Here is a 21,045-nt window from a genome sequence, read left to right on the forward strand (position 1 = left end):
GCCACAGACATGAGAATGCCCCGCGATCTCCTCGTCACGGGGCATTACTCGTCTTCAGGTACTCAGCTGAGGTGATGCACTTCGGCCAGTCCGTAGACCGGAGTGTCGAGACCCTCGTACCGAGCCTTCAGCTGGAGTGCCAGGTAGAGGGAGTAGTGCCGGGACTGATGCAGGTTGCCGCCGTGGAACCAGAGGCCAGGCTGCTGCGTCGGCTTCCACATGTTGCGCTGCTCGCCCTCCCACGGGCCGGGATCCTTCGTGGTGTCCGATCCCAGTCCCCACACCTTGCCGACGCGGTCGGCGACGTCCTGTCCCATCAGGTCAGCGGCCCAGCCGTTCATCGATCCGAACCCCGTTGCGTAGACCACGACATCGGCCTCGAGCTCGGTGCCGTCGGCGAGCACGACGGAGTTCTCGGTGAGGTGATCGAGCTGTCCCTGAACCAGCTTGATGGTCCCGTTGGCGATGAGCTCGCTGGCGCCGACGTCGATGTAGTAACCCGAGCCGCGTCGTAGGTACTTCATGAACAGGCCCGAGTCGTCGTCACCGAAGTCGAGTCTGAAGCCGGCCGCCTCGAGACGGTCGTAGAACTCCTTGTCCTGCTCGCGGATCTGGTTGTAGACCGGCACCTGGAACGCGTGCATGATCCGGTAGGGCAGCGACGCGAAGGTCAGGTCGGCCTTCTTGGTGGTCATGCCGGAGGCGACGGCCTCCTCGCTGTATAGGCCGCCGAGGGCGATCGACCGCAGCGAATCGGACTTCACGATATGCGTCGACGAGCGCTGCACCATCGTGGCGTCGACGCCGTTGTCGACGAGGGCTTTGCAGATGTCGTGAGCCGAGTTGTTCGACCCGATCACGACGACCTTCTTGCCGGCGTAGGCGTCGGGACCCGGGTGCCGGCTGGAGTGATGCTGCTCGCCGGCGAAGATGTCCTGACCCGGCACCGTGGGGATCGAGGGCTTACCGGACATGCCCGTCGCGAGTACGAGCTGCGTCGGGTGGAGCGTGAGGCGTTCGCCGTCGCGATCGAGTTCGACCGTCCAGCGTTCCTGGTCCTCGTCGTAGTTCGCCGACAGGCAGGTGGTCTTGCTCCAGTAGGGCACCTCCATGACCTTGGTGTAGAACTCGAGCCAGTCGCCGATCTTGTCCTTGGGTGCGAACACCGGCCAGTTCTCGGGGAAGGGGAGATAAGGGAGGTGGTCGTACCAGACCGGGTCGTGCAGGCAGAGGGACTTGTAACGCTTACGCCACTGGTCGCCGGGCCGGTCGTGACGGTCCACGACGACCGACGGCACCCCGAGCTGTCGAAGGCGTGCCCCGAGCGCGATGCCGCCCTGTCCGCCGCCGATCACGAGGACATAGGGCTGGGCAGTCCGCCCGAGCTCGCGCTCCTCGTCGGCCTTCTTCTCCGCCCACGATCGGGTGTCCGGATCGGAACCGTGCACGGCACCGAGCACGCGGGTCGGACCGCGGCTCTCCTCGTAACCCTTCAACTCCTGCATGGTCGTGAGGAGCGTCCAGGCGCGGTCGACGCCGTCGGCGTCCGGACGGATGCGTACATGGCCCTCGCAGCGTCCGACGGCGGTCTCGAACGAGAGGAAGGCCGACGCCACGCCGTCACCGTCATCGGTGGCGTCCTCGGTCGTCGCGAAGCCCGCCGGCCGGGTGTCGGCCAGGCGTGCGGTCAGCATGTCGCTGATCTGCTCGTGGCCCTCGACCGTCTTGATGTTCCAGGTGAATGCCGTGAGATCGCGCCAGTAGCTGTCGGTGAGGAACGCACTCGTCGCACGCCCGACATCCAGCGCGGCCAGCGCAGCTTCGAACTCCTGCAGCCACGCGTCGACACGCTGCTGTGGGGTGCGGCCGGTGCTGACAACCGGCTCCATCGTCTGGGTCATCGTCTCTCCTCAAACAGTTCGGGGTGGCGCCGATAGTGACGCGGGCCACAATCTTGCTGAGGACAGCAGACGCCTCGGGTGCCCGCGCCGGCAAGGGTTGCAGTCCGTTGCGACCCGTCCCCTCGTTGCATCGCTTCTGTGATGTGACGCACAATCTTGGTAATGACGATTTCCGACCACGTCTCCGATCTGGAGCCTGCCGTACAGGCCGGCGACGATCCGCGGGAGTTCGCCCACGTCCTCAGCGCCGTCCACGACGCCGCTATGTCGGGTGGGCGGATGCCGGCACGTCCGCGGGCCGTCATCGACGACTCGTGGCAGCGGCTTCGCAGGGCAGGCCTCTCTCCGGACGCCGACACCGCGGTCGAGCGGGGCCTGGACTTCGAAGAACTCGAGGAGCGGCGACGCCAGTCGGGACTGATCGAGGTCGTCGATGAACTCGCACGCAATCTGGACTCGTTGATCGCGGACGGGGACAACATCCTGGTCATCGCCGATGCACGAGGTCACGTGCTGTGGCGCAGCGGGTCGTCGAGGGTGCTCAGTCGTGCCGATCAGCTGGGGTTCATCGAGGGCGCCGACTGGGCAGAGGGTTCGGTGGGCACGAATGCGATCGGCACCGCACTGATGTCCGGCAAGTCCATCCAGGTGTTCTCCGCCGAGCACTTCGTCCGCAGCCACCACTCCTGGACGTGCACCGGAGCTCCGATCAAGGACCCGCGGACCGGAGACGTGCTCGGCGTCGTCGACGTCAGCGGTCCGGCGGCAACGATCCACCCGACCACCCTGGCGCTCGTACATGCCGTCGCGCGGTTGGCCGAGTCGCAGCTGCGGGAACAGCATCACCGACGGCTCGATTGCCTCCGGGCGGTCGCAGCGCCGATTCTCGCCCGCTCGCCGGGGCCGGCGTTGGCCGTCGACGTGGACGGCTGGGTGGCGGCTGTCGATGCGGTGTCCCCACGATCGCGGCTGTTGTTGCCGCGCGGTGTCGGACCTGGCCGGTCCTTCTTCGGTGCACTCGGCGAATGCGATGTGGAAGCGTTACCGGGCGGCTGGCTCGTGCGCGTCGCCGATGCCGCGGATGCGTCGACGACGCGGGTCTCGATGCGAACGGTTGTCGCCGCTTCCGGAGGTGAGTGTGTCGAGGTCTCGGTCGAGGGAGCCAGTGGCGGCTGGACCCATCGGTGTTCGCCCCGGCACGGTGAGATACTCACCTTTCTCGCGCGGCACCGTAGCGGGGTGACCGCTGCGCAGATGTCGGCGCACCTCTTCGGCGTCGACGATCGGACGGTGACCGTCCGCGCCGAGATGTCCCGGCTGCGCAAGCGTTTCGGCGGTCTGCTGATGGCGGGACCGTACCGCTTCGCAGACGGCGTCGAGGTGCGCCTGGCCGGCTGAGAACTGCCCTGCAAACCGCTCCTGAGATCAACACACCTGGAGCGTCACCGCGGACATGTCGTCGTCGACAGCCCTGCTGAGGGTGCGTTTGAGGGGCGGATTCCAGTGGCTCCCGGTCAGTCGTACTCGGCCAGGACGAGTCCCCGGTCGTAGGCGTAGACGATCGCCGCGGCGCGGTCCCGCAGGTCGAGCTTGGTGAAGATGTGGTTCACGTGAGTCTTCACCGTCACCTGCGAAATGCCCAGTGCCGAACCGATTTCGCCGTTCGTCAGGCCGCGGGCGATCAGACGCAGGACGTCGGTCTCGCGGTCGGTCAGATCCGGTGCGATCGAGGTCTGCTCACGCCCGGCGCGTCGGAAACCGTTCAGGACACGTTCGGTGACGGCGGGATCAAGGAAGGCGCCGTCGCGGACCACGGCCCGGACCGCCCAGATCAGGGCCTCTGCCGACGAGTCCTTCAGGATGAAACCCGCGGCGCCGGCACGCAGTGCGCCGGACAGCAAATCGTCGTCGTCGAAGGTGGTCAGTACGAGCACCGGCGGGGGTTCGCGGAGTGTCCGCAACATCGTCGTGGCGGTGATGCCGTCGATGTTCCGCATGCGCAGATCCATCACCACGATGTCCGGTCGGTGTTCGGCTACCGCCGCGAGAACCTCTGAGCCGTCGGCACATTCGCCGACGATGTCGAAACCGTCCCGAGGGCGGAGTATGCGTCGGAGTCCGGTGCGGACCAGTTCCTGGTCGTCGACCAGGAGGACTCGGATCGGGTCGGTGCCGATGTCGGTGGGACCGGTGGAGGTCATACGCCGATCCCGTCGGTCATGACCCGGGCCGGGAGCGTGGCCCGTACGGTCCAGGTCCCGTTGTCGTGGCAGGTCTCGAAGGTGCCGCCGAGCAAGGCGGCCCGTTGCGTCATGCCGTCGATCCCGGCGCCGTCGCGATCTCTCGCCCGTCCGCCGAAGTGTGGGTTCTCGATGGTGATCTCGACCGAGTCGCCCACAGTGACGCTCACCGTGGCCCGGTTGGCGGTCGAGTGTTTGACGACGTTGGCGAGGGACTCCTGCGTGATCCGGTACAGGGCAGCGGAGACCGGATCGGGGAGCGCGGCGAGGTCGCCGTCCACGCGGTGGGAGACGTGGATGCCCGCCTTCCGGTAGTCGTCGATCAGCGCGGCGAGATCGCGATCGCTGGGCGGAGTCGTGGGCGGCTGTGTCTCGTTCGCGCCGAGCACGTGCACGATGTTCCGGATCTCGGACATGGCCTGCCGGCCCTGGCGTTCGGCGTCGGTCAGGGCGTCGATCGCATCGTCGACGTCGCGATCCTGTTCCAGTGCGCGCCGCGCGCCGGTGACGTTGAGCATGGTGATCGACAGCGAGTGCGCGATGACGTCGTGGATCTCGCGCGCGATGCGGCGGCGTTCGTCGCTGGCGGCGCGATCGGCACGCTCACGCAGGACCCGGGCGCGGTTGTCGGACAGACGTTTCTGGATCAGGACCATGTATCCGATCAGCCAACCGCAGGCGACGCCGAGCGCGTACAACGCGGGGGACTCGAGGCCACCGAAAATTCCGAACGCCACGACCAACGCGACGCACACGACCGCGACGCGGATTCCGGTGCGCAGTGAGTACATCGCGGCACCGATGGCCGCCGTGAGGGTCAACTGCAGGGGCGCGGCATCGTTGGGTACCGGGGCCATCAGGAAACACAGAGTGCTCGCCAGCACGGTGAAGCAGACGTACGTCGACGGCGGCACGCTGAGATCGAGGACGAGTGTCAGGCATGCGAGCACGAGTCCCGCGATCACCCAGCCGAGATGATCGAACGGGTATCGCTGCGCCACCGCGACCGCCGTGACGACCACGCTCGCCGACAGGATCACCGCGGGGTACAGCGGGGGATAGTCTCCGCCGGCGCGTTCGACCCGACGCCGCAGTTCGGCTCCGAGGTCTGCTGTGAAGCTCGTCACCGTTCCAGAATAGGTCCGCAGCCCGCGCCCGCTTCCTCCCACCGATGGATTCCGACCTCCACCCACGGGTGGATGTCAGTTCATCCCACAGCATGGCGATTCGGGGTCTTCGCCTCCATAGCGTTGTGAGCAGCACGTTTACATCACTGGCGAGAGGACGAGACGATGATGCTGCTCCCCGGACCCAACGGCCCGCAATGGGTCGCGTCACCCGCTGTTCCGGAACTACACGGACTGTCCGCGGGACGCCCGGTGGTCGTCGGCGTCTCCGGAAGCGAGGCGTCGCGTCGGGCCATCAAGACCGCCGTGCGCGCGACCGGAGGGACGTCCGACGTGATTCTGGTCTGCGCGACACGACGCAGCCGGCGAGACGAGGCCCCGACCGGACTTCACGATGCACTCAAGGACGAGTCCTACCTGCTGAGCGGGCAGGCCACGGTCGCCGAGCAGCTGCGGACCGCGCGTGAACTCGCGATCTGGCTCGGCGCGCGATCGGTGGTGACGGCCACCGACCTCGGCGACCCGGTCGCGGTGATGCAGCGGGCTGTCGAGCGCTTCGGCGCCGGGGCGGTCGTGCTCGGTACCTCCGGTCGTCGGCCCGGGTGGACGGCGAGGTCCCTCGCCCGGCACCTCGATGCCGAGGTGGATCTCGTCGTCACCGATGGGACACGGCATCACCGTCGCCGGTTCACGACCCGGGAGGCATCGCTCCGCACCCTCCGCTGGACACCGGGATGGACCGTTCCGCAACGCGGCCTTGCCTCCCGCTGAACGCTTGGGAGTATGTGCACATGCGCATCACCGATGAGGCACGTCTCAGGGAGATCGTCGGGCATCCGATCCTGGTGGTGGAGACCGCAAGATCCTGTACTGATTCCCTTCGACACACTCCTCCGCAGGTTCGACCGCGTCGAGCAGCGCGGTCATGATCTCGTCCGCGGGCTCGAGCGGCAGCGTGTGATGAGTTCCGCTGGGCAGCATCACGGTCCGCGCATCGGGTAAGTACTGCCGAACCCGAGCAGAGACGCGGGCCGAGTCATGTGCCCTGCTGTGTGGTGCGAACACCGCGGTGACGTTCTTGCCGCCGGCCAACCTCGAGAGCGCTTCTGATGAAGGGCGTTTGGGGACGATTGTCCGGCCGGTGGGGAAGCGTGCTCCGGCCCAGTACATCTCGATCCACGTGCGGTCGAGGGTGGCGTCGCGGGTCTCCCACGACAGGAATCGGCGCTGCCGCTCCGGGTTCGGGGCGAGGAGCGTCGGCAACGCGTGGGTGAGGTAGCCCAACCGCAGGCCCGCGAAGCACGTAGTCGGGTCGAGGAGGACGAGTCGCCGCACCCGCTCGTGGTTGATGCCGGTCGCGTAGGCCAGGGCGATCATCGCGCCGTATGAATGGCCGACCAGGTCAACGGTTTCGAGTCCGAGGTCGTCTAGCGTCGCGTCCAGCCAGGCCATCAGTTCGTCGGCGGTGCGTGGCCGGCCGGGTCCTGGGCGAGAGCGGCCGGCGTCGCCGATGATGTCGACCGCATGAACCCGGCGCCTCTCCGCGAGACGTCCGGCCACGTTCACGTACGACGCGGACGTGCCGCCGCCGCCCGGGAGCAGGACGATCGGCGCGTCCGATGCGGTGCCGTAGCTGTTGACGCGAGTCACTCCGTAACCGGTCTCGATGTCGATCGGGCGAGCGCCTCCGCGGGCGATGAGTGCGTCGTAGGCGGCGAAGAACCCAGCGCCGTCGGGGGAGTCGGCGAATTCCTGCAGTGACGGTCGTGCCATGCGTGCCTCCGATGACCATATATCTCGATGATCGAGAGATTAGATTATCGAGCGAATGTCGTAAAGTGATTGCGTGGCAAACGACGACCTGGTCCACCGCCTGCGGTCCCTGACCGTCGAGCTGGAGTTGCTCGGGTCCGAGTTTGCGGCGCGAAACGTCCTGCACGCCACCGATGTGCGTGCCCTCATCGCCCTGCTCGACCGCTCGAGGGCCGAGGAGGTCGCGACCCCAGGCTGGCTCGCCGGTCACCTCGGGCTCAACTCCGCGTCGACGACCGCGTTGATCGATCGGCTGGAGGGCCGCGGTCTCGTCTCGCGAGCACGCGACGAATCCGACCGTCGACGGGTCACGCTGCACGTCACCGAGCAGGCCCGGGAGATGGGGTGGGCGTTCTTCGGGCCGCTCATCGACCGAGTTCGTGCCGTCGCCGACGGCTTCTCGGCGGCTGACCTCGACACCGTCAGGTCCTTCCTCGACCAGGTCACCGACGCGGTGGGGGAGTTGCGGCAGATCTGATCGAGCACCGCGGGCAACCGTTCGTCGCGTCCGGGCTACCGGTCGGCGCAGGTCACGAGAACTGATTCGGTGTCGGGCGTCACACCGATACGCTCTAGGGGCGGCGTGACACGTGTGGGTGTCCTGCCATGCGCGTGAGGACGAAAGGATGGCCATGGGCCGGTACAGCGAGGCATTCACCCAGGCGGTCAGCGACCGCGAAGGCTTTTGGCTCGAGGCCGCCAAAGCCGTCGACTGGACCACCGAGCCCGCACTCGCTCTCGACGACTCCGCCGCGCCGTTCTACCGCTGGTTTCCCGGCGCGGAGCTGAACACCTCGTACAACGCCCTCGACCGCCACGTCGCAGCCGGTCAGGGGGACTGCACCGCACTCATCTGGGACTCGGCGATGGTCGGCGAGGTCCGCCGCTACACCTACGCCGAACTGCTCGACGAGGTGTCGCGTTTCGCGGGCGTGCTCGCCGCCCGTGGCATCACCGCAGGCGACCGCGTCGTCATCTACATGCCGATGATCCCGGAGGCCGCGATCGCGATGCTGGCCTGCGCGCGGATCGGTGCGGTGCACTCGGTGGTCTTCGGCGGCTTCGCCGCACCCGAACTCGCCACTCGCATCGACGACGCCGAACCGGTCGCGATCGTCACCGCGTCCGGTGGCCTCGAGCCGGGCCGCGCGGTCGAGTACCTGCCGATGGTGGCCAAGGCGGTCGAACTGTCGGCCGATGCGCCGCAGACGGTCATCGTCAAGGACCGTCCCGAGATCGCCGGTTCCGCGGCCGATCACGACGGCTGGGTGGACTGGGATGCGGCGATGGCCGACGCGCAGGCCGCCGATCCGGTACCGGTTGCCGCAACAGATCCGCTCTACATCCTCTACACCTCCGGCACGACCGGTAAGCCCAAAGGCGTGGTCCGCGACAACGGGGGCCATGCCGTCGCGCTGACCTGGTCGATGAAGAACATCTATGACATCTCCGCGGGTGACGTGTGGTGGACGGCCTCCGACGTCGGCTGGGTCGTCGGCCACTCCTACATCGTCTACGCGCCGCTGCTCGTCGGTGCGACGACCGTGATGTACGAGGGCAAGCCGGTCGGAACCCCGGACGCCGGCGCGTTCTGGCGGGTCATCGCCGACCACGGAGTGAAGGCACTCTTCACCGCGCCGACCGCGATCCGCGCCGTCCGCAAGGCCGACCCGAATGCCGCGGAACTGACGAAGTACGACGTGTCGACCCTGCAGACGCTGTTCGCCGCAGGCGAGCGACTCGACCCCGACACGTTCACCTGGGCGTCGGAGACCCTCGGCGTCCCGGTCGTCGACCATTGGTGGCAGACCGAGACCGGCTGGGCGATCGCGGCGAATCTCCGCGGCCTGGAACCGATGCCGATCAAGGCGGGTTCGCCCACCGTGCCGGTACCGGGCTATGCGGTGGGCGTCGTCGATGCCGAGGGCAAGCCGGTGTCCGCCGGCGAAGAGGGCAGCATCGTCATCGAGCTGCCGCTCCCTCCGGGCACGCTCGCCGGCCTGTGGCGCGACGAGGATCGCTACCGCAAGTCCTACCTGGCGGCCTTCGACGGCTACTACCTGACCGGCGACTCCGGATACATCGACGAAGACGGCTACGTGTTCGTCCTCGGCCGGTCCGACGACGTGATCAACGTTGCCGGACACCGACTTTCGACCGGAAGTATCGAGGCGGTGGTGGCGTCGCATCCGGCCGTCGCCGAATGCGCGGTCATCGGCATCCACGACGACCTCAAGGGGCAGCGTCCCAGTGGTTACGTGGTGCTCAAGTCGGGCGTCGACATCGACGCAGACACGCTGCGCAGCGAGCTGGTGGCCAAGGTGCGCAACGAGATCGGCGCGGTCGCGACCTTCCGTGACGTCACCGTGGTTCCCGCTCTGCCCAAGACGCGGTCGGGCAAGATCCTGCGCAAGACGATGCGCCAGATCGCTGACCACGAGGAGTACACGGTGCCGTCGACCATCGAGGACCCGGATGTACTGACCGCGCTGGCCGAACAGTTGAAGGGCTGAGGAGGCCCGACGCTGTGCGTGACCGCGTCCTCCGTACCGCGATAGCCGTCGTCCCGTTCGTCGGGCTCGTCGGCACGATCGTCATGACGGTGATCGATCTGCTGTCACCGGGAGGTGATCTCGGCCGGGATCTGCTCGAGAACTCGGTGCTGTGGATGATCGGCGTACAGGGTTGGATGACCGGCTGCGGACACATGTTCTTCGGCGAGCCGATCGCGGAGTCGATCGGCTGGCCGTCGAAGACGCCGTGGCAGTGGGAAGTCGGGCTCGCGAGTCTCGCGACCGGAGTCCTGGGTGTCATCGCATCGGGGTTCGACGACGAGTTCACCCTGGCCACGATCATCGCGTTCTCCGTGTTCTACCTCGGCGCCGCGGTCGGGCACGTGCGGGAGATGGTGACCAGGCGAAACTTCAAGCCGGGCAATGCCGGACCGATCTTCTTCTTCGATGTCCTGGTGCCGGTCTACCTGGTCGTGTTGTACACGGTCGTCACCTAGCGCAGACTGGGTCGCGTGCATGTGGACAAGCACGGCGAACTCCCCGTCGACCCCGACGAACGTCCGCTGCACCTGCGCGTGCACGCCCTGGTGTGGGTGTTCGCGGGCGGACTGATCGGTACGGGTGTGCGGTACTGGGCGGAGGAGACGTTCCCCACCGTCGAGGGACACTGGCCGTGGGCGACCTTCGCGGTCAACATCATCGGTGCTTTCATTCTCGGTGCGCTGCTGGAACTGCTTGCCCGGTTGGGGCATGACGAGGGATGGCGACAGCGGGTGAGGTTGTTCGGTGGCACCGGAATCTGCGGGGCGCTGACGACCTACAGCACCTTCGCCCTGGAGATCTCGGAACTGACCCGAGCCTCGGCGGCCGCGACGGCACTTGCGTACGCAGCGGTCAGCGTCGTCCTCGGCCTGCTGGCGGCAGCCGGTGGCATCACGCTCGCCTCGAGATCAGCGACCCGATGGGCACGACGTTGATCGCGCTGGCCGTCATGGTGGCGGGAGCTCTGGGCGCGGTGATGCGCTTCGTCGTCGACGGCGCGGTCAAGTGGAAGTGGCCGACCATCACGCCGTGGGGCACCTTCGTCATCAACGTGAGCGGCTCGGCGCTGCTCGGCGTACTCGCCGGACTCGTGCTCTTCCGCGGTGCGCCACACGAGCTGCAGGCGGTCATCGGGACCGGATTCTGCGGCGGCTACACCACTTTCAGCACCGCCAGCTTCGAGGTCGTCCGGCTGGCGGAGAACAGGCAGCGATTGGTCGCCGGCGCGTACGCCCTCGTGACCCTGCTCGCTTCGGTGGCGGCGTGCGCGGCGGGATTGGCCTTGGTCTGGGCGGTCTGAGACAGACGCGCCGCTACACCGATTCGGCCCCGCACCTCGATGGGAGGTCGCGGGGCACGAATGCGCTTGTCTCAGAAGCTCACTTGAGCTCGGCGCTGCTCTTGTTGAGCACGCGGCGGGCGATGATGAGGTTCTGGATCTGCTGGGTGCCCTCGAAGATGTCCAGGATCTTGGAGTCGCGCGCCCACTTCTCCACCAGAAGGCGCTCCGAGTAGCCGAGGGTGCCGGTCAGCTCGACCACCTTGTTGGTGATGTCGGTGACGGTGCGTCCGGCCTTGGCCTTCGACATCGACGCCTCGGTCGAGTTCGGCTGCTTGTTGTCGGCCATCCACGCGGCGCGCATGGTGTGCAGGTAGGCGGCCTCGAAATCGGCTTCCATGCGCAGGAACTCGGCGGCCGCGGCGTGCTGGTCGGCGGCCGGACGGTCGTAGTCGACCTCGACCCCGGCCTCGTCGAGGATATGGCGCAGCTCCTCGAGTGCCGCACGCGCGACACCGACGGCCATACCCGCGACGAGGGGGCGCGTGTTGTCGAAGGTCTGCATGACCCCGCCGAACCCCTTCTTGGTGTCGACCTCGGGGGAGCCGAGCAGGTTCTCCTTGGGGATGCGGCAGTTCTCGAAGCGGATGACCGCGGTGTCGGAGACGCGGATACCCAGCTTGTGTTCCAGGCGAACGACTTCCACGCCGGGGTGCTCACGCGGGACCACGAAGCTCTTGATGGCGGCACGGCCGAGGCTCTTGTCGACGGTCGCCCACACGACGATGTGGGTGGCACGCGAGCCGGCGGTCACGAAGATCTTCTCGCCGTTGATGACGTACTCGTCGCCGTCGAGCGTCGCGGTGGTGCTCACCGCGGCCGAGTCGGAGCCGAAGCTGGGTTCGGTGATGGCCATTGCGGCCCACACCTTGCCGAACTGCTCGAGCTGCTCGTCCGTGGCGACCGCGGCGATCGCCGAGTTGCCCAGGCCCTGATAGGGAATGGACAGCATGAGGCCCACGTCGCCCCACGAGGTCTCCATGACGTTCACGACGGACTGCATGTTGCCGCCGTTGACGACCTGGCCCTCGGCCTTGGGCTTGGCCTTCTTCTGCTGGCTGCGGCCGCCGTCGGCGCCCGCGCCGGCCTGCCCGGTCTCCGAGAGGCCGTCGTACAGGCTGGCCAGGGTGTCGAGCTCGACCGGGTAATCGTGTTCGCGCAGATCGTATTTGCGCGAAATGGGCCGGAAGATCTCCGCCGCCGCCTGATGTGCCTGATCGATGGTGACGTGCAGCTTCTTCGGGAGTTCGAGATTGATGCTCATGTCAGATTCCTTGGGTCACAAGCGGTCTAGAGGACGACGATGCCTTCGCCGATACCGGCGCCACGCAGGTCGCGGTACCAGCGCTCGACCGGGTGCTCCTTGGTGAAGCCGTGGCCGCCGAGGAGCTGGACGCCGTCGAGGCCGATCTGCAGCCCCTTGTCGATGGTGAGCTTGCGAGCGAGGGCCGCTTCGCGGGCGAAGCTCAGGCCCTGCTCGGCGCGGGCGGCGCCGCGCAGCGTGACCAGCCGGATCGAGTCGACCTCGGTGGCCATGTTCGCGACCATGAACGCCACCGCCTGGCGGTTGGAGATCGGCTCGCCGAACGCCTCGCGCTCGTTGACGTAGGGGATGACGTAGTCGAGAACGGCGCGCGCGGTACCGGCAGCGAGTGCCGACCAGCCCAGGCGCGACAGGCGTACGACGTCGCGGTATGCGGCGTGGGCGGCGTCGCCCTCGCCAGCGAGCAGCGCCGACTCCGGGACGGCGACATCCTGCAGGAGCAGGCGACCCATTCCGGCGGCGCGGACGCCCATGCCGGGATCGGCTTCGACGATGAGGCCCTTGGAGTCCGACTCGACGAGGAACAGGGCGGGCTTGCCGTCGAGCTGCGCGCCGACGACGAACAGCTCCGATGACCCGGCGGCGGGGACGAAGGACTTCACGCCGTTCAGGCGGTAGCCACTGGGAACGCGGGTTGCCTTGGTGCTCAACGCGAATGCGTCGAACAGCGGCTTCGGCTCGGCGATGACGACAGCCGACTGCGGCACGTTCTCGCCGGCGAAGTCGGGCAGGTAGGTGCGCTGCTGGGAGTCGGTGCCGAAGTTGGTGAGGGTGGTGGCGACGCCGCTCGGTGCGAGCAGCGGGAGAGCCAGACCCATGTCGCCGTAGGCCATCGCCTCGGCGACGAGTGCGTTGGTGACCACGCCGCGCTCGGTGGCCGCGCCGTCGAAATCCTCGGGCACGTTGATCATCGTGATGCCCAGCTCGGCCGAGCGCTTCACGATGTCCTCGGGCGCGGTGGCTGCGGCGTCGGCGTCGTACGCGGCGGGGCGCAGGATCTCGGTGGCGAAGTCCTTCACCGTCTCCGCGATCATCTGCTGCTCGTCGTCGGGCGTGAGGTTGAAGTAGTCCTTGGGCGCGGTGGTCAGACGCTTGGCGTCACCCGAACCGCCCTGGACGGACTTGAACGCGCGGTTCGCCGCGCCGAGGGTCTGGAACCCGGTCTTGGTGGCCTGGTAGGCCACGCGGTTGATGGGCTCGCGGATCTTGTATTTCTCGGCGAACTCCGAACCCGTCACCGTCGAGAGCACCCGCATCGCGGTGCCGATGAAGTTGCGGGGATGTGGGTTTCGGCCGACTGCGGAGGTGTCGCGCGGTTCGGTGTGAGTTGTCATGATCACCAGCCGTTTCTTCCAGTCGCCCCGGTCAGGGGCCTCTGCACAGGACTTTGCGGACCGATCTTACTCGGTAGTAAGTCCAGACCTTACTCCGTAGTAAGAAGTTTGTCACCTACTTCTCCGACACCGTCGTACGGCCTGCGCGCTAGGCTGGCCGGGTGACCGTGCAAGCCCGCTCCGACCTGCGCTTATCGTCGAGCGGCGCACTGGGCGCGGCGGTCGTCGGACTCGCCGGCGCCGCTGCTGTCGGAGCCGCCTGCGTGTTCACGCCTGCCGGGATCGCCGATGGTCCGGGAATCTGCCCGTTCGCGATGATGACGGGCCTGCCGTGCCCGGGGTGTGGACTCACCCGCAGCTGGGTGGCCTTCATGCACGGCGACGTCGGGGCGTCGTTCCGCTTCAACGTCTTCGGTCCGATCCTGCTCGTCCTGACGGTCGTCACCGTTGTCGTCGCGGTCGCAACCCTGGTGCGGCGGAGGAGGTCTCCGCTCGAGGGCTGGCGCGACGTCGTGCTGGGTCGTGCGGGCGCCGTCCTCCTGGGGACGTGGTTGACCTACGGACTGGTGCGCGTGGTCGACGCCGCGGCGGGGTGGGGGATCTTCCCGATCGTGGTGTGAAGAAGGCAGAGTGGACGTATGCAGATCACCCACTTCGGCCACTCCTGTCTGCTCGTCGAGATCGACGGGACCAAGGTGCTCTTCGATCCGGGCAACTTCTCGCACGGCTTCGAGGGCATCAACGGTCTCGACGCCATCCTCATCACCCACCAGCACCCCGACCATTGCGACGTCGCGAAGCTGCCCGACCTCGTCGCTGCCAACCCCGACGCCGTCCTCTACGCCGACCCGCAGACCACCGCGCAGCTCAACGGCGACAACGTGGCCGGCGCCTGGACCGCGGCGCGCGGTGGCCACCAGATCGAGATCGGTTCGCTCACCGCACGATTCACCGGCGGCCGGCACGCGGTCATCCACCCGGAGATCCCGGTCATCGACAACGTCGCCTACATCCTGGGCACCGCCGAGAAGCCGGGACAGTTCATGCATCCGGGCGACTCGTTTTACATCCCCTTCGAGCAGGTCGACGTCCTCGCGTTGCCGTCGGCCGCGCCGTGGATGAAGCTCAGCGAATCGGTCGACTACCTCCGCGCGATGGCGCCGCGGGTCGCCGTGCCGATCCACCAGGCGGTCTTGTCCGACGCCGGGTCCGCCGTCCACTATGCGCGGCTGGCCGACATGAAGGACGAGGCGACCGAGTTCAAGGTGCTCGACGAGGAAGCCGGTACCGAACTGTAGGTCGGCTCACCGGCCCTGCGTGGCTCGTCGCTTATCGCTCCTCGCACGTCAGGGAGCGGATGGGCTGAGCGCGGCGAGCACCTCGTCGTGGAGGAGTCCGTTGCTGGCGACGGCGCTGCCACCGGCGGGGCCGGGGGTCCCGTCGAGTGCGGTGAACTTGCCGCCTGCCTCGCGGACGAGGATGTCGAGGGGGGCGAGGTCCCAGAGGGAGACCTCGGGTTCGGCGGCGATGTCGACCGCGCCCTCGGCGACGAGGCAGTAGTTGAAGAAGTCGCCGTAGCCGCGAACGCGCCAGACCTGGTCGGTGAGGTCGACGAAGCGGTCGCGGATGCCGCGGTCGGCCCAGCCCGACAGGCTCGAGAAGGCCAGGCTCGACGAGGAGAGGTCGCCGACTCCGGACACCGAGAGTTCGCGGGCGTCCTCGCCGTCGAAGCAGGTGTGGGCGCCGAGCCCCGTGGCGGCCCACCAGCGCCGGCGCAGGGCTGGGGCGGACACCACGCCGACGGTGGGCACGCCGTCGACGAGCAGGGCGATCAGCGTGGCCCAGACCGGGACGCCGCGCACGAAGTTCTTGGTGCCGTCGATGGGGTCGATGACCCACTGACGGCCGGACAGGGTGGCGTCCCCGCCGAACTCCTCACCGAGAACCATGTCGGCGGGCCGGCGGGCGGCGAGCCGTTCGCGGATGAGTGTCTCGCAGGCGAGGTCGGCGTCGGAGACGGGCGTGAGGTCGGGCTTGTCGTCGACGCGGAGGTCGACCGCCCCGAACCGGTCCGTGGTCAGCGCGTCGGCGGAGTCGGCGAGCGACAGCGCGAGTTCGAGGTCGTCGTCGTAGCTCTGTGAGGTGCTGGGGTTTCTCGGACCGGAGTCGGCGGACATGCCCGGTAGGGTAGCCCTCATGCTGCTCACCGTGACGTTCACCCTGTTGCTGGCTGCACTGGTGGTGGTGCTGGTCCTGCAGTGGCAGCGGGGACGCAATCCGCGGGCCATGTCCGCAGGGAAGGCCTCGCAGTACGTGCAGGGCACGCTGACGATCGTCGGCGTCTCCGACAACCAGTCCGATCCGCAGAGCGCCGCCGACAAGAACGGGCAGCGTTTCCACACCATCACCGGAACCATCGTCGGACCCGAGACCAACCCGACCGAGGTGTACGGAACCCTCGTGCTCGGACCCGACGATCCGTGGCCGCAGGTGGGTGACGACCTGCCGGTGATCTACAAGCCGAACAAGGCGGTGACGTCCTGGCAGTTCGGCGTCCTGCCCGATCCGCAGCCGCCCGCGGGACCCGGCGGAATCTGAACCGCGGGACCCGGCGGCTTCTGAACTGCGGGGCCTGACCCTGCCTGACCCGGCCCGCGGCCGGTACTCTGGATGATTGTGCATCCCGACGTGACCGCAGACCTCGAATCCCTCGACGCCACCCTGACCACCGTGGAAAAGGTGCTCGACCTCGAGGAGCTCCGCCGTCGCATCGACGAGCTGGAGATGCAGGCCTCGGATCCGGACCTGTGGAACGACCAGGACCACGCGCAGAAGGTCACCAGCGAGCTGTCGCACGCACAGTCCGAACTACGCAAGGTCTCCGAGCTTCGCCAGCGCCTCGACGATCTGCCCGTGCACTACGAGCTCGCCGAGTCCGAGGAGGGTGAGGACAGGGCCGCGGCCCTGGCCGACGCAGACCAGGAGCGGGCCGGCCTGCGCGCCGACATCGAGGCCATGGAGGTCAAGACGATGCTCGCGGGTGAGTACGACTCCCGCGAGGCCGTGGTCAACATCCGTTCCGGCGCCGGTGGCGTCGACGCCGCCGACTGGGCGCAGATGCTGATGCGCATGTACATCCGCTGGGCCGAACAGAAGGGCTACGGCGTCGAGGTCTACGACACCTCTTATGCCGAAGAAGCCGGACTCAAATCCGCCACCTTCGCCGTGAAGGCGCCCTACATGTACGGCACCCTGTCCGTGGAGCAGGGCACCCACCGCCTCGTACGGATCAGCCCCTTCGACAACCAGAGTCGCCGTCAGACCTCGTTCGCCGAGGTCGAGGTGCTGCCGGTGGTCGAGACCACCGACCACATCGACGTCGACGAGAACGACATCAAGGTCGACGTCTACCGCTCATCGGGCCCCGGTGGTCAGTCGGTCAACACCACCGACTCCGCGGTGCGCCTGACGCACATCCCGACCGGCATCGTCGTGACCTGTCAGAACGAGAAGAGTCAGCTGCAGAACAAGGCGTCGGCGATGCGCGTGCTGCAGGCCAAGCTCCTCGAGCGCAAGCGTCAGGAGGAGCGCGCCGAACTCGACGCCCTCAAGGGCGACGGCGGCTCGAGCTGGGGTAACCAGATGCGTTCCTACGTGCTGCACCCGTACCAGATGGTCAAGGACCTGCGAACCGGCGTGGAGGACAACAACCCGACCGCGGTCCTCGACGGCGAGCTGGACAAGTTCATCGAGGCCGGTATCCGCTGGCGTATGGCGTCCGCCGAGGCGTGATCGTGCAGCCCGGACTCGAGCTGCTGGCCGCTGCGCCGTCCCCGACCGAACTCCTCATCGGTCGGGTTTATGTCTGGCTGGCCACCAGCGGCCTCGAGATCGTCATCTGGATTCTCGGGGCCGTGCTGCTGGCCCGCGTCATCCGATGGTTTGCCGGCAAATATGCCGCTCGGGTGGAGACGAGGTTCTCCACCAGCGACCTGATCGTGCAGACCGAGGACGCCAAACACCGACGGGCGCTGGTCGACGTGGTGGCGTGGACGCTGATCGTGGGCATCGCCATCGTCGTCGTCATCCATATCCTGGGAGTGTTCGGGATCCCGCTCAGCGGCCTCACCGGCCCGACCGCGGTCATCGGCGCGGCCCTCGGTTTCGGCGCGCAGCGCATCGTGCAGGACATCCTGGCCGGATTCTTCGTCGTCGCCGAGAAGCAATACGGTTACGGCGATGTGGTGAACCTGACGGTGACCGGCAACGCCCCGGCCGAGGGAACCGTCGAGGACGTGACCTTGCGGGTGACCAAGCTTCGCACCACCGAGGGTGAGGTCATCACCGTCCCCAACGGCCAGATCATCAAGGCCACCAACCTGTCGAAGGACTGGGCGCGCGCCGTCGTCGACGTGCCGGTGCCGTCCGAGGCCGACATCGGGCTCGTCAACGACACCCTCGACCGGGTCGGGCACCAGTTCTACGAGCTGCCGCGCTGGCACGACATACTGCTCGACGCGCCGTCGTCGCTGGGCGTGATCAACCTCGAACTCGACTCCATCACCGTGCGCATGGTGACGCGGACCCTACCGGGCAAGCAGTTCGAGGTGGGCCGTGCGCTGCGTGTTCACATCATCCGGGCCCTCGCCCGCGAGGGGATCATGGTGCCTGCCGGGCGTGAGGTCCAGGCCGCGGGCGGACCGCCGGCGACCCTGGCCGATCAGACCGGTCGCGACCGGGACGAGGACGAGTGATGGCCGGGTCCCAGGAGAATCAGTCCGACCAGTCGGGGTCGGGTGGCCAGGACGACGGTCGTCGTCGGCGCAGCTTTCGATGGGATCAGCACATCGGACGGACGTCGATCCGCATCAGCACCGCGATCCTCCTCGTGGTTTTCATCCTCTGTTGTGTCCTCTACGGCTACACCTCGCAGCGCTACGGCATCGTCTCGCCGGAACCGCCGCGGCCCGCGCCGAGGACATCGCAGGTCGTCGAGGAGCCCACCTACGAGGAGCCGTTGCCGTCGACGACCTACGAGGAGTCCACCTCGAAGACGCCGTCGGGGTCGACGACCGGTGAGCCGGGGGTCGAGGGCGGGACCGACGCGCCGCTGCCGCCGGGGGAGACCCGGTCCCCGTCACAGCAGTCCGCCCCGCGCAACACCATCCCCGGTCTGCCGGGCGTCGAGATCCCGAATTTCGGCGCCCCGACGCCGACCACTCCGGTTCCGACACGCTGACGCCCACGCAACCGCAGGTCAGTGCCTTCTTCGACGCAGTGCGTCGCGCCTGAACGGACTCTCAGGCGTCGTCGTTACACTGGCTCATCGTGATCAAGCTGGAGAACGTCACGATGCAGTACAAGGCATCCTCTCGGCCGGCTCTGAAGGATTTGAGCTTCGAGGTCGACAAAGGGGAGTTCGCGTTCCTGATCGGTCCGTCCGGCTCGGGCAAGTCGACGTTCTTCCGGCTGCTGCTCAAGGAGGACCGGCCCACGAGCGGCGACGTGTACCTCGGTGAGTTCCACGTCAACAAGATGCCGGCCCGTTCGGTACCGAAGCTACGACAGTCCATCGGCTGTGTCTTCCAGGACTTCCGGCTGCTCCAGAAGAAGACGGTCGCCGAGAACGTCGCCTTCGCGCTCGAGGTGATCGGCCGGCCGAAGTCGACGATCCAGCGCGTCGTGCCCGAGGTGCTCGAGTACGTCGGTCTCGAGGGCAAGCACGACCGCATGCCCAACGAGCTGTCCGGTGGCGAGATGCAGCGCGTGGCCATCGCCCGCGCGATCGTCAACCGCCCGCTCGTGTTGCTGGCCGACGAGCCGACCGGAAACCTCGATCCCGAGACCAGCGAGGAGATCGTCGACGTCCTCGACCGCGTCAACCGTCGGGGCACCACGGTGGTCATGGCCACCCACGACCGGCACATCGTCGACGCGATGCGCCGCCGCGTCCTCGAATTCGACAACGGGCAGCTCGTGCGCAACGACCCGCAGGGTGTGTACGGAATCGGCTGACGGCTCAGCCAACTTCCGACACACAACAACGACCCCCAAGGACGTCTGAGCAAGCATGCGAGCGAATTTCATCATCAGCGAGGTTCTCAAGGGACTGCGCCGCAACGCGACCATGACCATCGCGATGATCATCACCACGGCGATCACGCTGGGAATGTTCGGCGGCGGTCTGTTGGTGATCCAGATGGCCGACAAGAGCCAGAAGATCTTCCTCGACCGGGTCGAGATGGAGTTCTACCTCAATCCCGAAGTCACCGAGCGCGATCCGCAGTGCGAAGCCGATCCGTGTGCTCAGCTGCGACGGGGACTCGAGAACGAACCGGGCGTCACCTCGGTGACGTACCTCGACAAGGACGAGGCCTACAAGCGCGCGAAGGAGATCTTCGCGAACAACCCCGACCTCGCCGAGAACATCGTCGAGGGCACGCTTCCGGCGTCGCTGCGGGTGCGGGTCTCCGATCCCGCCCAGTTCGATGCGGTGCTCACCGAGTACGCGGGCCGAAAAGACCTGGGCGTGGACGCATTCAAGGACGACCGCAAACTGGTGCAACGCATCTTCAGTGTGCTCGACGGGGTGCGCAACGCGACGTTCGCGATCGCCTCGGTGCTCGCGGTCGCGGCGATCCTGTTGATCATCAACACCGTCCAGATCGCGGCGTTCACCAGACGCACCGAGGTGTCGATCATGCGCCTGGTGGGCGCGACGCGGTGGTACACGCAGTTGCCGTTCCTGTTGGAGGCGGTGGTGTCCGCCCTTGCGGGTGCGTTGCTGGCAATCGGTGGACTGCTGCTGGCGAAGAAGTTCTTCTTCGACACCGCGCTGAAGGAGCTCTACGGCGTCAGCTTCTTCGCCCGCATCGAGCTCACGGACGTCTTGTTCGTGGCGCCGTGGTTGATTCTCGGCGGAATCGTGTTGGCGGGCGCAACGGCTTATGTCACCCTTCGTGTGTACGTCCGGGAATGAGCGGACCCGCCGCCGGCGTTCCACACAGGCTTGACTACGGTCTATTCGACCCTGCCAACCGTCGATCCACGAGGAGGTGAGTGCTCGATGCCCAGGGAAAAGGGACGCAACGTGATTGCGTCGAACCGCAAGGCGCGGCACAACTACACCATCCTCGACGTCTACGAGGCCGGCATCGTCCTCGTCGGAACCGAGGTGAAGAGCCTGCGCGCCGGTAAGGCGTCACTCGTGGATGCGTTCGCCACGATCGACGACGGCGAGGTCTGGCTGCACGCCCTGCACATCGCCGAGTACGGCCAGGGCTCGTGGACCAACCACTCGGTTCGACGCAAGCGGAAGCTGCTGATGCATCGGCGCGAGATAGACAACCTGATCGGCAAGATCCGCGACGGCAACCTCACGCTCGTGCCGCTGTCGATGTACTTCAGCGATGG

General features: G+C 67.3%; 23 protein-coding genes. 16 read left to right on the forward strand and 7 right to left on the reverse strand.

Annotated elements, in window-relative coordinates:
- Positions 1-62 precede the first annotated feature (62 nt).
- Positions 63-1,901 (reverse strand): flavin-containing monooxygenase, encoded by a 1,839-nt coding sequence (locus GOALK_RS03890; protein WP_006357491.1) that lies wholly within the window; start codon positions 1,899-1,901, stop codon positions 63-65.
- Positions 1,902-2,063: 162 nt separating this feature from the next.
- Here GOALK_RS03890 and GOALK_RS03895 point away from each other — a divergent pair, with 162 nt between their 5' ends.
- Complete coding sequence (locus GOALK_RS03895) at positions 2,064-3,299, forward strand: helix-turn-helix domain-containing protein (protein WP_006357492.1); 1,236 nt, start codon at positions 2,064-2,066, stop codon at positions 3,297-3,299.
- 116 nt (positions 3,300-3,415) lie between these two features.
- Here GOALK_RS03895 and GOALK_RS03900 read toward each other — a convergent pair whose 3' ends face one another.
- Together GOALK_RS03900 and GOALK_RS03905 are read right to left on the reverse strand one after the other, a co-directional pair.
- Positions 3,416-4,102, reverse strand: a complete 687-nt coding sequence (locus GOALK_RS03900; protein ID WP_006357493.1) for a response regulator — start codon at positions 4,100-4,102, stop codon at positions 3,416-3,418.
- Positions 4,099-5,268, reverse strand: a complete 1,170-nt coding sequence (locus GOALK_RS03905; protein WP_035750978.1) for a sensor histidine kinase — start codon at positions 5,266-5,268, stop codon at positions 4,099-4,101. Before GOALK_RS03905 ends, GOALK_RS03900 begins: the two co-directional genes overlap by 4 nt.
- A gap of 165 nt (positions 5,269-5,433) precedes the next feature.
- On the opposite strand from GOALK_RS03905, the gene GOALK_RS23030 reads away from it, so the two are divergent.
- On the forward strand, positions 5,434-6,039 hold the full coding sequence (locus GOALK_RS23030) for a universal stress protein (protein WP_006357495.1): 606 nt from the start codon (positions 5,434-5,436) through the stop codon (positions 6,037-6,039).
- 45 nt (positions 6,040-6,084) lie between these two features.
- Here GOALK_RS23030 and GOALK_RS03915 read toward each other — a convergent pair whose 3' ends face one another.
- On the reverse strand, positions 6,085-7,041 hold the full coding sequence (locus GOALK_RS03915) for an alpha/beta fold hydrolase (RefSeq protein WP_006357496.1): 957 nt from the start codon (positions 7,039-7,041) through the stop codon (positions 6,085-6,087).
- 73 nt (positions 7,042-7,114) lie between these two features.
- Here GOALK_RS03915 and GOALK_RS03920 point away from each other — a divergent pair, with 73 nt between their 5' ends.
- The 5 genes from GOALK_RS03920 (at position 7,115) to GOALK_RS03940 (ending at position 10,935) form a co-directional block, all read left to right on the forward strand.
- On the forward strand, positions 7,115-7,558 hold the full coding sequence (locus tag GOALK_RS03920; RefSeq protein ID WP_006357497.1) for a MarR family winged helix-turn-helix transcriptional regulator: 444 nt from the start codon (positions 7,115-7,117) through the stop codon (positions 7,556-7,558).
- 154 nt (positions 7,559-7,712) lie between these two features.
- The gene (locus GOALK_RS03925) at positions 7,713-9,593 is read left to right on the forward strand and encodes a propionyl-CoA synthetase (RefSeq protein WP_040003984.1); all 1,881 of its coding nucleotides are present in this window, start codon (positions 7,713-7,715) and stop codon (positions 9,591-9,593) included.
- Positions 9,594-9,607: 14 nt separating this feature from the next.
- Entirely contained in the window at positions 9,608-10,090 is a 483-nt protein-coding gene (locus tag GOALK_RS03930) for a DUF6790 family protein (RefSeq protein WP_006357499.1), read from the forward strand.
- 15 nt (positions 10,091-10,105) lie between these two features.
- Complete coding sequence (gene crcB / locus GOALK_RS03935) at positions 10,106-10,570, forward strand: fluoride efflux transporter CrcB (protein ID WP_006357500.1); 465 nt, start codon at positions 10,106-10,108, stop codon at positions 10,568-10,570.
- Positions 10,555-10,935, forward strand: coding sequence for a fluoride efflux transporter FluC (locus GOALK_RS03940; RefSeq protein WP_006357501.1), 381 nt, complete (start codon positions 10,555-10,557; stop codon positions 10,933-10,935). The genes crcB and GOALK_RS03940 overlap by 16 nt, the downstream gene beginning before the upstream one ends.
- Before the next feature lie 79 nt (positions 10,936-11,014).
- Here the strand turns inward: GOALK_RS03940 and GOALK_RS03945 are convergent, their stop codons facing one another.
- Both GOALK_RS03945 and GOALK_RS03950 read right to left on the reverse strand, forming a co-directional pair.
- Complete coding sequence (locus GOALK_RS03945) at positions 11,015-12,238, reverse strand: acyl-CoA dehydrogenase family protein (RefSeq protein WP_006357502.1); 1,224 nt, start codon at positions 12,236-12,238, stop codon at positions 11,015-11,017.
- A gap of 26 nt (positions 12,239-12,264) precedes the next feature.
- Positions 12,265-13,632, reverse strand: a complete 1,368-nt coding sequence (locus tag GOALK_RS03950; RefSeq protein WP_040003985.1) for an acyl-CoA dehydrogenase family protein — start codon at positions 13,630-13,632, stop codon at positions 12,265-12,267.
- Positions 13,633-13,793: 161 nt separating this feature from the next.
- On the opposite strand from GOALK_RS03950, the gene GOALK_RS03955 reads away from it, so the two are divergent.
- Together GOALK_RS03955 and GOALK_RS03960 are read left to right on the forward strand one after the other, a co-directional pair.
- Positions 13,794-14,252 (forward strand): DUF2752 domain-containing protein, encoded by a 459-nt coding sequence (locus GOALK_RS03955; protein WP_006357504.1) that lies wholly within the window; start codon positions 13,794-13,796, stop codon positions 14,250-14,252.
- Positions 14,253-14,270: 18 nt separating this feature from the next.
- Complete coding sequence (locus GOALK_RS03960; protein WP_006357505.1) at positions 14,271-14,930, forward strand: MBL fold metallo-hydrolase; 660 nt, start codon at positions 14,271-14,273, stop codon at positions 14,928-14,930.
- A gap of 48 nt (positions 14,931-14,978) precedes the next feature.
- Here GOALK_RS03960 and hisN read toward each other — a convergent pair whose 3' ends face one another.
- A complete protein-coding gene (gene hisN / locus GOALK_RS03965) occupies positions 14,979-15,809 on the reverse strand; it encodes a histidinol-phosphatase (protein ID WP_006357506.1) in 831 nt (276 codons plus the stop codon).
- Positions 15,810-15,828: 19 nt separating this feature from the next.
- On the opposite strand from hisN, the gene GOALK_RS03970 reads away from it, so the two are divergent.
- The 7 genes from GOALK_RS03970 to smpB all read left to right on the forward strand — a co-directional run.
- Entirely contained in the window at positions 15,829-16,230 is a 402-nt protein-coding gene (locus tag GOALK_RS03970; protein WP_006357507.1) for a hypothetical protein, read from the forward strand.
- A gap of 78 nt (positions 16,231-16,308) precedes the next feature.
- On the forward strand, positions 16,309-17,424 hold the full coding sequence (gene prfB, locus GOALK_RS03975) for a peptide chain release factor 2 (RefSeq protein WP_040003986.1): 1,116 nt from the start codon (positions 16,309-16,311) through the stop codon (positions 17,422-17,424).
- Positions 17,421-18,386, forward strand: a complete 966-nt coding sequence (locus GOALK_RS03980) for a mechanosensitive ion channel family protein (RefSeq protein ID WP_006357509.1) — start codon at positions 17,421-17,423, stop codon at positions 18,384-18,386. Before prfB ends, GOALK_RS03980 begins: the two co-directional genes overlap by 4 nt.
- The gene (locus tag GOALK_RS03985; RefSeq protein WP_006357510.1) at positions 18,386-18,871 is read left to right on the forward strand and encodes an Rv3103c transmembrane domain-containing protein; all 486 of its coding nucleotides are present in this window, start codon (positions 18,386-18,388) and stop codon (positions 18,869-18,871) included. The genes GOALK_RS03980 and GOALK_RS03985 overlap by 1 nt, the downstream gene beginning before the upstream one ends.
- Before the next feature lie 89 nt (positions 18,872-18,960).
- Positions 18,961-19,647, forward strand: a complete 687-nt coding sequence (gene ftsE / locus GOALK_RS03990) for a cell division ATP-binding protein FtsE (RefSeq protein WP_006357511.1) — start codon at positions 18,961-18,963, stop codon at positions 19,645-19,647.
- A 55-nt stretch (positions 19,648-19,702) separates the two neighbouring features.
- Positions 19,703-20,611 (forward strand): permease-like cell division protein FtsX, encoded by a 909-nt coding sequence (ftsX, locus tag GOALK_RS03995; RefSeq protein WP_006357512.1) that lies wholly within the window; start codon positions 19,703-19,705, stop codon positions 20,609-20,611.
- Positions 20,612-20,698: 87 nt separating this feature from the next.
- On the forward strand, positions 20,699-21,045 hold a 347-nt coding region (gene smpB, locus GOALK_RS04000; RefSeq protein ID WP_006357513.1), incomplete at its 3' end, for an SsrA-binding protein SmpB.

The sequence above is a fragment of the Gordonia alkanivorans NBRC 16433 genome (genome assembly GCF_000225505.1).
GTDB lineage: Bacteria > Actinomycetota > Actinomycetes > Mycobacteriales > Mycobacteriaceae > Gordonia > Gordonia alkanivorans.

Excerpts from the sequence above, each read along its gene's own strand:
- GOALK_RS03890 (WP_006357491.1), bottom strand. The coding sequence starts at position 1,901 with ATGACCCAGACGATGGAGCCGGTTGTCAGCACCGGCCGCACCCCACAG.
- GOALK_RS03895 (WP_006357492.1), top strand. The coding sequence starts at position 2,064 with ATGACGATTTCCGACCACGTCTCCGATCTGGAGCCTGCCGTACAGGCC.
- GOALK_RS03900 (WP_006357493.1), bottom strand. The coding sequence starts at position 4,102 with ATGACCTCCACCGGTCCCACCGACATCGGCACCGACCCGATCCGAGTC.
- GOALK_RS23030 (WP_006357495.1), top strand. The coding sequence starts at position 5,434 with ATGATGCTGCTCCCCGGACCCAACGGCCCGCAATGGGTCGCGTCACCC.
- GOALK_RS03915 (WP_006357496.1), bottom strand. The coding sequence starts at position 7,041 with ATGGCACGACCGTCACTGCAGGAATTCGCCGACTCCCCCGACGGCGCT.
- GOALK_RS03925 (WP_040003984.1), top strand. The coding sequence starts at position 7,713 with ATGGGCCGGTACAGCGAGGCATTCACCCAGGCGGTCAGCGACCGCGAA.
- GOALK_RS03940 (WP_006357501.1), top strand. The coding sequence starts at position 10,555 with ATGGGCACGACGTTGATCGCGCTGGCCGTCATGGTGGCGGGAGCTCTG.
- GOALK_RS03945 (WP_006357502.1), bottom strand. The coding sequence starts at position 12,238 with ATGAGCATCAATCTCGAACTCCCGAAGAAGCTGCACGTCACCATCGAT.
- GOALK_RS03950 (WP_040003985.1), bottom strand. The coding sequence starts at position 13,632 with ATGACAACTCACACCGAACCGCGCGACACCTCCGCAGTCGGCCGAAAC.
- GOALK_RS03960 (WP_006357505.1), top strand. The coding sequence starts at position 14,271 with ATGCAGATCACCCACTTCGGCCACTCCTGTCTGCTCGTCGAGATCGAC.
- hisN (WP_006357506.1), bottom strand. The coding sequence starts at position 15,809 with ATGTCCGCCGACTCCGGTCCGAGAAACCCCAGCACCTCACAGAGCTAC.
- GOALK_RS03970 (WP_006357507.1), top strand. The coding sequence starts at position 15,829 with ATGCTGCTCACCGTGACGTTCACCCTGTTGCTGGCTGCACTGGTGGTG.
- GOALK_RS03985 (WP_006357510.1), top strand. The coding sequence starts at position 18,386 with ATGGCCGGGTCCCAGGAGAATCAGTCCGACCAGTCGGGGTCGGGTGGC.
- ftsX (WP_006357512.1), top strand. The coding sequence starts at position 19,703 with ATGCGAGCGAATTTCATCATCAGCGAGGTTCTCAAGGGACTGCGCCGC.